Below are 8,949 nucleotides of genomic sequence, written 5' to 3'. Positions count from 1 at the left end.
TACCAGTGTAGCACCAAAAAGTTATGCCACACTGGCAACCTTGTGAGCATTTAATGAGCCACTATACTAAGCAGTTCATCTCATTTAACTATCAGTAAAAACTCCCACACACTTAGTAAAATTTTAGTAAAACATTAGTAAAAACTTAGTAAAGTCATGGGATTGCTTTTTATAGTTATCTAGATTAATTTCAATTAATTTTATAAAAAAAAACTTAAAAATATGTCTTTAGTTGTGTTTCTTTTGATTTTTTATCTAGCTATACTAACCACCGATTTATAAAGTTAAACTAACTTACGCCCCCAGAGGGATAAAACATCGATAATTCTGTGTTAACCGTTTCCCGTTACCTGTTACTTGAGCCGAATTTTCCTAGCTAATTACTGTGTAATTTTTCATAATTAACTGGATAATAAAAGATGACGAATAACTTATCAAATTGGTTACTAGGTCTGAGAAATCGCCACTTTTTACTCATTGATTTGATTATTTTCACGAGTACACCAGTATTAGCTCTAGTCCTGTTCTTAAACAATCATTTAGATATCAACCCCTATCAATCTGGACTGATACTGGCAACCATTCTGTTCCTAGTCGTTAAACTAACTGTATTTTCTACCTTCGGTCTCTACAAGCGTTGCTGGTCTTATGCCAGTATTGATGAACTAGAGCAGATAGCCGCACTTACTGCTGCTGCTATCGTCATTCAAACGTTATTGTTTCACTGGTCGAATGGTTTAACCAATTTATCCTTAAATAGCCTGCCTAATTCCTTGCCCTTACTTGACGGTATACTCAGCATGTTGTTTGTCGGTAGTCTTCGCTTCAGTGTTCGTGCAGTCGAAAGAGTCAGCCAAAAGCATAGGAAGTTTCATCGCCGGGACAATGTACTGATTGTTGGTGCTGGTAGTGCAGGGGTTGCTCTAGCCCAGGATATGCAAAAGAATCCTTCCCTGGGTTTTAATCCTGTCGCCTTTATTGACGATGACCGTAAAAAGCTCAATTTAAGAATTAGGCGACTACCTATAGTTGGTAATCGTGATGCCATTCCTGATGTTGTTCGCTCTCTACGTATTCGCAAAATTATTATCGCCATGCCTACAGCACCTGGGCGAGTGATTCGGGAAGTTTTAGATATTTGTAAATCCACAGGAGTACCAACTAGTACTTTACCTGGTATGAATGAAATCCTCAATAATCCTATCCGTGTTGGTAGTGTTCGGGATGTCAAGATTGAAGACTTGCTGCGTCGCGAACCTATACAAACTGATGTTCAGCGTGTGGCTAAGTTTCTGAAAGGAAAGATAGTTTTGGTAACAGGAGCAGGAGGCTCTATTGGCAGTGAACTTTGTCGCCAAATTTTCAAGTGTCAACCCTCAGAAATGGTACTTTTGGGACATGGAGAAAACTCCGTGTTCCATATCCAGCAAGAACTAAACCAAGTTTTAGAACTACTTGAATACGATCGCTTAGAACATGAAAGACTTCCCAATCTTAACACTATTATTGCCGATATTCGATTGACAGGTCGGTTAGAGTATATTTTTGACCAATTCAGACCAGATATTGTTTTCCACGCTGCGGCTCACAAACATGTGCCAATGATGGAATTAAATCCTCCAGAAGCGATCACAAACAATGTGCTGGGAACCAAAAATTTGCTAGATCTCTCATTGCGATATGGTGTGGAACACTTTGTCATGATTTCAACGGATAAAGCAGTTAATCCCACCAATGTTATGGGCTGCAGCAAGCGAGTGGCAGAAATGCTGGTGCTACAAGCGGCTCAAAGGAGTGGTAGGCATTTTTCTGTGGTTCGTTTTGGTAATGTTCTCGGTAGCCGAGGTAGTGTTGTTCCTACCTTTAAGCGTCAAATTGCTGCTGGGGGTCCGGTGACTGTTACCCACCCTGATATCTGTCGCTATTTCATGACGATTCCAGAAGCAGTTCAATTGGTTTTGCAAGCTTCAGTGATTGGTCAGGGTGGTGAAGTGTTTATGCTCAATATGGGTCAACCGGTCAAAATTGTTGACTTAGCCAAAGAACTGATTCGCCTGTCCGGGTATGAAGTGGGTAAGGACATTGACATTGTCTTTACCGGACTGCGACCAGGAGAAAAGTTATTTGAGGAACTGCTAATTCCTGGAGAAGAATATGAACCAACCCTACACGACAAATTGCTAGTAGTTAAAAATGCTAGTCACATGGTTTCCAAAAATCTTGACTATGCAGTAGAAGCACTCCGTAAAGCTGCAGCTCAAAATTATACCAATCTAATTCTATTCTTGCTGGATCAACTGATACCAGGCTACACTCCTAAATACAAAAAAACTACTCCAATCCTAAATCTATCCTCGGATATTTCTAATATGATCAGGACTGATGAAAAGATTCAAGTGTTGGACAAGTGTTATCACCAAGCCAACGGCCAAGTTACCCACACCAAAAAAATTGGGTTCTGGGAAATGGAAGATTATTTGCAAAAGGCTCTAAAAAATCAGGATTTGCAGCTTTACTACCAGCCGATTATGCTCCTAGAAAACGAGCATATTAATAGTTTTGAAGCATTGTTGCGCTGGCAGCATCCTAACCTAGGATTGATTTATCCAGAAGAGTTTATGCCAGTAGCAAAAGCAACTAGCTTGATTGTTCCCATTGGTTGGTGGGTAATCAGAGAAGTTTGCAATCAACTACAGTCTTGGCAACAACTGTTTCCTACTCAAACACCGATAACCATTAGTGTTAATCTGTGTCGCCAACAGTTATTGCAACCTGATTTAGTTCAGCAGATTAACAAAATAATCAAGGATACTAACTTGGATGCTTATCGTTTAAAGCTAGAAATTCCTGAGAGTTTTATTCGGAAAAATCCTGAGGAAGCAATGGTGGTGCTTTCCAAACTTAGAGCCATTGGTATTCAGTTGCAATTGGATAATTTTGGTATTGATAATTCATCGGATATCAAGTATATCCATGAAGTATCTAACTCTCTATATGGAGAGTTTAATGGCTTGAAAGTTGATCGCTCTATAGTCAGTCAGATCAATACACATAACAGAAATTTAGAACCGGTTCAAACCGTGGCTAAATTAGCCAATGATCTTGGTGTTGATCTAATTGCCACCGGGGTAGAAACATCAAGGCAAATTGATCAACTAAAAATCCTCAACTGTAAATATGGACAGGGTTACTTTTTTTCCAAACCCGTAGACGTTGAAGCCGCGATAACTTTGATTGGAGTTTAGCTAAACTCGACTAAGGGTCAGAAATAGTGAGGTTCTAGAAGTGAGGTAAATATCGATTAGCGCTACTAAGGGGAGAGCGGGAGGAGGGGGAGGAGGGGGGAGAAATGTGGTGTGTAGGTCATTCAAAGTAAAACCGCTATAAAACTTGATAATCAATTAGTATAAGAAAGCAATTATGGTGATTAGCAAGATAGCAAAATACAGCAAGTTAGTCTTTGTACTAGGGATATTCACCACTGTTGCTTGTAATACTATGACAACAGCTCATACCTCTAACATTACCACGGTTTATCAAGGGAGTGATGAACACTTTCCCAATCCAGAACGAGGCTTTTTTATTCCCTTTACTCCTCTGGACAATACATCAAATTATTCCTTACAGTTGTCTGAGCTACAAGAGGTTAGGAATAACCAGATGACGTTAGTACGTAAGGTTTACCTAATTTCCGAATTTAGAAATAAACCGTTATCAGAGTCTTTTCTACAAACCCTATCCCAGGATTTGAATACTGCTCGACAAGCTGGGGTCAAATTAATCCTACGGTTTTCCTATAATTGGGTAGGAGGTGGTGAAGATTCATCCCGCGATCGCATACTCTCCCATCTGGATGATCTGCAACCAATATTAGCATCAAACTACGATGTTATCGCCTACATGGAAGCAGGTTTTATTGGTTACTGGGGAGAATGGCATAGTTCTTACTATGGTTTGGATAGCAACAATGAAGATAGAAAAGCTATTTTGTTTAAACTCTTGTCTGTTCTACCCAGTGAACGCATGGTTGGTCTACGATACCCCAATCATAAAATGGCAATTTTTGATCAGGAAAATCCTCTTACCCCTGATGAAGCGTTTAATGGTACTAACCGAGGGAGAACTGGAGCTACTAATGATTGTTTCCTAGCCAGTATTGATGATTGGGGAACTTACAGCGATACAGATCGGGGGATAATAGAACAAGAAAAAACATTTTTAAATCTGGATAATCGGTATGTGGTACAGGGGGGAGAAACCTGCAATCCTAGTTCTTTTGACGATTGTCCCAATGCCTTAAATGAACTAGAACGAATGCGCTGGAGTGCATTAAACTACAAACCGGGTGATGCCACTGAGATCATTGAAGACTGGGAAACCCAAGGGTGTTTAGAGAAAATTAAACGTCGTTTGGGCTATCGCTTTCGTCTAGTCAAGTCAGTTACTCCTACTAGGGTAAAACCCGCTAGTACATTCTCAATACAATTGGAAATTATCAATGAAGGATGGGCTAGTCCTTACAATCCTCGGCCACTGGAAATTATTCTCCGTCACCGTGTCACTCGTCGCGAATACCATTTACCTATAGACGAGGATCCTCGGATGTGGATGCCTGGTAGTACTCAGGTTATTAATGCTGTCACTCGTACTCCAGACACAATCGAAACTGGAACCTATGATGTTTTCTTAAACCTACCTGATCCAGCTCCTCAATTATATAATCGTCCAGACTATTCCATCAGACTTGCTAATCAAAATCTCTGGGAAGCTTCTACAGGCTACAATTCTCTATTGACTAGCCTTGTTGTTAATTAAACTGTAAACATATGCTGATAGCTGATAGGTGATAGCTGAGATATGAATGCTTAAATACGGATAGAGACTATGAGAGTTTGGTCAGGGCAGAGCTTGCTTATCTACTGTAAAAAGCTAGTCAATGGCTCGACGAATAGCAAAATTTTTCGCGCAATTATAACTGTTGGTTTATTGACTGGTTTTGTAAAAATTTCTTCTATTATTAAAGAATTAGCAGTTGCTTGGAGGTTTGGGAATGGGAATGAATTAGATGCATTTTTTATCGCTTTATTGGTTGTATTTTTGATAAAAAATGTAATCGCTGAATCTCTTGATACTGCGTTTATTCCTACCTATATCCGTGTACGAGATCAGGAAGGAATGGCAGCCGCTCAAAAACTGTTTTCTGGAGTAATGATATGGGCATTAGTACTGCTTAGCTTCACTACTATAGTCATGGTAGCTACTGCTCTGGTTTATTTACCATTGATTGCCTCTGGGTTTAACCCCGAAAAGTTAAAGCTTACCTTCCATCTACTTGGTTTAATGGCACCCGTAGTTGTCCTTACTGGAATTGCCATCATTTGGAGTGCTGTATTGAATGCTGGGGAACGTTTTGCTCTAGCAGCTCTATGTCCAATGATGATTCCGGTGATTAGCATCCTATTGATAGTAGGATTTAAGTCTTTAGGAATCTTTGCCTTAGTTGCTGGATTAATTAGTGGTACAGTTCTAGAGCTGATAATTCTGGGAATAGCACTGCATCGTCAAGGTATTTCATTACTGCCAAGATGGTATGGATTTAATGAGCCTATGCGCCAGGTAGCAAGCCAGTATCTGCCAATGATTGCTGGAGCATTATTAATCTGTAGTGCTGCTCCAATTGATCAAGCCATGGCAGCTATGTTGTCTCCTGGTAGTGTTTCTATACTTAACTACGCCAACGGTTTAATTGCTTCTCCTATTAACCTAATGAGTATTGCGATCAGCACTGCGGTAATTCCCTATTTTTCTAAGATGGTTGCTAGTCAGGATTGGCACGGAATCCGTGGCACCCTTAGGTATTATCTGCGGCTGATATTTTTAATTACTGTACCGCTAAGCATAATTCTAATTGTATTTTCTGAACCGATAGTTAAACTAGTTTTTGAACGAGGTTCATTTACCTCTGAAGCTACTAATTTAGTCTCTCAAACTCAAGCACTTTATGCATTACAAATTCCTTTTTATATTGCTAATATACTAGTGGTTAGGCTGGTGTCAGCTATGAGACTTAACTATATCCTAATGTGGGTATCTGGATTTGATTTAGCCATTAATATTATTTTGAATATTCTCTTTATGCAATGGCTGGGAATTAAAGGCATTGCGTTATCCACTAGCTGTGTCTATATCTTTTGTTTCTCATTTATGCTCTTATTTACCCAAAACCAAATCAAAAAGAAAAACCCTGAAAAACAATTATGCGATTAACACTAGTAACGTCATCTCTCTCCTGTGGGGGTGCTGAGCGAGCGGTAGCTTTGCTAGCAAAAGGATTCTTTAACAAGGGCTATCAAGTTGATGTGGTAACAATTGATGACACCTATCTTGACTTTTATAAATTACCCGATGGGGTTAATCGAGTAGCCCTTAATATCGCCAAAAACTCACCAACTTTTATTCATGGAATTTGGAATAACCTCTATCGTCTGTGGGTCTTGAGGCGAACCATTAAATCCCTCCACCCTGATGTCGTCATTTCTTTCTTAGATCAAATCAATATCTTGACCCTGTTAGCTCTTGTTAAGACTAACTATCCCGTTCTGGTAAGTGAACAGAATGATCCTCGTAAAAGTTCTAGTGGTAAAGTGTGGGATAGATTGCGACATATCACTTATTCCTTTGCGGATAAAGTGGTGAGCGTAGGGAATGGAGTGAATCAGTATTTTGACTGGCTCCCCCAAACCAAACGAGCAGTAATTTATAACCCATTGGCTAGTATCAATACCATCCCTAGTATGGATAAATTTCTGGAAACTAAAGGAGCTGATTTAAGTAAAAAATGGATAGTTGCTATCGGAAGGCTTACCCATCAGAAAGGGTTTGATATTTTATTATCTGCTTTCAAAAAACATGCTGGTCACCATCCAGACTGGCAACTTATAATTTTAGGAGAAGGGGAGCTTCGTCCAGAGCTTGAAAATCTCAGAGATCAATTAGGTTTAACTGATAATGTCATCTTTCCTGGGGTTGTTCGTAATCCCTTTTCAGTCTTAAAACGGTCAGAATTATTTGTCTTGTCTTCCCGCTTTGAAGGCTTACCAGGGGTTTTAGTTGAAGCACTCGCTTGTGGACTCCCCGTTGTTTCAACAGATTGTCCTAGTGGTCCACGAGAAGTTATTCGTGATGGTGTAAATGGGATTTTGGTGCCCAGTGAAAATGGGTTAGCGTTAGCTACAGCAATGGATCGTTTAATATCCAATCAGGAAGAGCGTAAACGTCTAGCATCTTATGCTCCAAAAATTACAGAAAAATTTGGTTTAGCAACAATAATAGAACGCTGGGAAACTTTATTTAGTGACGTTATAAGTCAGCAGTCAGCAGTCACCAGTCACCAGTCACCAGTCACCAGTCAGCTTTATGAATCACTGACAGCAGATGTAACAGGGATTAATTGAAAACTGCTATAAAGTATAATCTATAAAAGAATGATGGATATAAAGCATATCGCTTTTTTTCTACCTGCTCTCTATGACGGTGGCGCAGAACGGGTAACAGTTAACTTGCTCAAAGGGATGTTGGAACAAGATGTCCAGTTGGATCTAGTTCTTGCCAGTGCTGACGGACCCTATCTAAGCCAAGTGCCTAAGGAGGTGCGTCTAGTTAACTTGGCAGCCGGACGAGTTGTGAAAGCAATTCAACCCTTGTCACGTTACTTACAACAAAACAGACCTTGTGCCCTAGTGTCTCATCTGGCTCATGCTAACGTCATTGCTGTAGCAGCCAAGGAGTTAGCTCGTACCAAGACTCGATTAGTGTTGGTGGAACACAACACTTTGTCAGCTTCTAAGTCTCAGTTAATGCGAGCTAAATTGGTGCCACCACTGATGAAATGGTTTTACCCTCGTGCTGATGAAATTGTCGGAGTTTCTCAAGCAGTAGCACGGGATTTGGAGTGTCAACTTGGTTTTGACCAAGGAAAAGTCAGAGAAATTTACAATCCAGTGGTTAATCATCAGCTAATCGCCAAATCAAAAATGCCTGTGAGCCATCCTTGGTTTCGCAAAGACGCTCCTCCTGTCTTTTTGGCTGTTGGTAGATTATCACCTCAAAAAGATTTCTTGACTCTAATCCAAGGGTTTGCACGTTTAAGAAAAAAAATGATCGCTCGTCTGGTGATTTTAGGTGAAGGGGAATCCCGAGGCGAATTAGAGGCAACCATTAACAGGCTAGGAATTGCAGAGGATGTTTCTATGCCAGGTTTTGTGGAGAATCCTTATGCGTACATGAGTAAGGCAAATGCATTGGTTTTGTCTTCTCGCTGGGAAGGGTTACCAACTGTGTTAATTGAAGCAATGGCATGTGGTTGCCAAGTAATTGCTACAGATTGTCCTAGTGGTCCAGCGGAAATTTTATCAGCAGGACAATATGGCATTTTAGTCCCAGTCGGGGATTCAGCGGCTTTATCATTAGCTATGTTACAAGTACTTAAATCTCCATTAACTCAGGATAAATTAATGGAGCGGGCAAGGTACTTTTCTACTGAACGAGCAGTTTCTGAGTATTTAGCTATATTGAACTAAAGTCGTTAGTTAATTCAAAATTCAAAATTCAAAATTCAAAATTTTCCTCAATGTATTGTGTTTATAGCGTTTATCGCAGTTATGAGGTACGCTTCTCAACCTCAAAGTCCCCCTTATTAAGGGGGATAATGGGGGATCATTTTTTACTTTATAGGATATATATAGCAATTCTAAATAAATTAAATTGTCAAAGTTTTTGATGCCATATTGGCTACTCCCTACTCCCGTCTTGATGCAGTCGCTCATGGGGGAGACCCCCAAGACCGCGCTGCATCGCTACTCCCTACTCCCTACTGGGTGCATCTCATTTTTGCTGTTTGACACGGTGGTGCGTTACGGGGCGGGCATCATATAGTATCTCGCTCTTGTG

General features: G+C 40.2%; 5 protein-coding genes. All 5 read left to right on the top strand.

Features of this window, described 5'->3' with window-relative positions; all coding sequences use genetic code 11:
• Positions 1 to 419 precede the first annotated feature (419 nt).
• The 5 genes from F6J99_RS36160 (at position 420) to F6J99_RS36140 (ending at position 8,579) form a co-directional block, all read left to right on the top strand.
• Positions 420 to 3,245 carry a polysaccharide biosynthesis protein gene (locus F6J99_RS36160; RefSeq protein ID WP_293120450.1) on the top strand — a complete coding sequence of 942 codons (2,826 nt, stop codon included), beginning with the start codon at positions 420 to 422 and terminating at the stop codon, positions 3,243 to 3,245.
• A gap of 175 nt (positions 3,246 to 3,420) precedes the next feature.
• Positions 3,421 to 4,815: a DUF4832 domain-containing protein gene (locus tag F6J99_RS36155; protein WP_293120448.1), complete on the top strand. Its 1,395-nt coding sequence runs from the start codon at positions 3,421 to 3,423 to the stop codon at positions 4,813 to 4,815.
• Between the two features lie 69 nt (positions 4,816 to 4,884).
• Entirely contained in the window at positions 4,885 to 6,267 is a 1,383-nt protein-coding gene (locus F6J99_RS36150) for a lipid II flippase MurJ (RefSeq protein WP_293120446.1), read from the top strand.
• Positions 6,258 to 7,454 carry a glycosyltransferase family 4 protein gene (locus F6J99_RS36145; RefSeq protein WP_293120444.1) on the top strand — a complete coding sequence of 399 codons (1,197 nt, stop codon included), beginning with the start codon at positions 6,258 to 6,260 and terminating at the stop codon, positions 7,452 to 7,454. Before F6J99_RS36150 ends, F6J99_RS36145 begins: the two co-directional genes overlap by 10 nt.
• A 30-nt stretch (positions 7,455 to 7,484) precedes the next feature.
• On the top strand, positions 7,485 to 8,579 hold the full coding sequence (locus tag F6J99_RS36140; RefSeq protein WP_070393700.1) for a glycosyltransferase: 1,095 nt from the start codon (positions 7,485 to 7,487) through the stop codon (positions 8,577 to 8,579).
• The last annotated feature ends 370 nt before the right edge of the window (positions 8,580 to 8,949 follow it).

The sequence above is a fragment of the Moorena sp. SIO4G3 genome, assembly GCF_010692305.1.
GTDB lineage: Bacteria > Cyanobacteriota > Cyanobacteriia > Cyanobacteriales > Coleofasciculaceae > Moorena > Moorena producens_A.
Note: the sequence above shows the minus strand (reverse complement) of the source record. Positions and strands in the feature narration are given on the sequence as shown.